At 64.0% G+C, this 1,010-nt stretch carries 1 protein-coding gene; it reads left to right on the top strand.

Annotated elements, in window-relative coordinates; genetic code table 11:
• A partial coding sequence (locus M3P36_RS15055) for a beta strand repeat-containing protein (RefSeq protein ID WP_249704526.1) occupies positions 1–1,010 on the top strand: 1,010 nt, incomplete at both ends.

Below are 1,010 nucleotides of genomic sequence, written 5' to 3'. Positions count from 1 at the left end.
TGCGACCAACGCCACGGACATCGCGACCAACGCCACCGACATAGACGCGCTGGAAACCGACGTTGCCGATCTCGATACCCGCCTGACCGACGTGGAAGCGGGCAACTTTGCCGGTGACATCAACGCTGCGGGCGACATCAATGCGGGTGGCGACATGAGTGCCACCAATGCCGCCTTCTCGGGCGACGCCGATGTCGGCGGAACCCTGGCAGCAGGCGATGTCGAAACTGACAGCGTCACCTCGGCCACCGGCACGCTCAGCCTCAACTCGGCTGGCGCAAGCTATATCGACATTGCCGAGGAAGGCGTCACCATCCACGGTGGCGATACGTCCACTACGGTCGTGGTCGATAACGCGGGTGTCACCGTTACCGACAGCACCAACGGCCAGACCTTTGCCCTGGATGATGCGGGCAACGGCACCTTTGCCGGCAATGTCGCGGCGGTTGACGGCACCTTCTCGGGCAATGTCTCGGCGGTTGACGGCACATTTAGCGGCAGCGTCGATATCGGTGACGAACTGACAGTGGCTGGCCTGTCCTCGCTCAATGGCGGTGTGGAAACCAACGGTGCCGATATCGGCACCAGCGGCGGCGACATCACCACCGGCGCGGGCAACATTGCCGCTACCACCGGCGATATCAGCACCCAGTCCGGCGACATCACCACGCTGTCGGGCGATGTCGGCACCACCACCGGCACGGTGTTCGGCGCCAATGGCAACTTCGGCACGGTGACTGCCGGAACCGGCAACATCACCACGGTGAACGCCACCAACGTCAACAGCCAGAACGTGACCGCTTCGGGCACGATCTCGGGTGCCAGCGTCGTGGCGGGTGCCGGTGGCCTCACTTCCAACGGTGCGACCACGTTGAACGGCCCGACTGCGGTGAACAACACGCTGGCGGTGAGTGGAGCCACCACGTTGAACGGTGCGACCACGGTCAACAACACCCTCGACGTGACGGGCGATGCCACGTTCGACAGCAATGTCGATGTGACCGGCGACC

This window comes from Altererythrobacter sp. KTW20L (assembly GCF_023501975.1).
Lineage (GTDB): Bacteria > Pseudomonadota > Alphaproteobacteria > Sphingomonadales > Sphingomonadaceae > Alteraurantiacibacter.
Note: the sequence above shows the minus strand (reverse complement) of the source record. Positions and strands in the feature narration are given on the sequence as shown.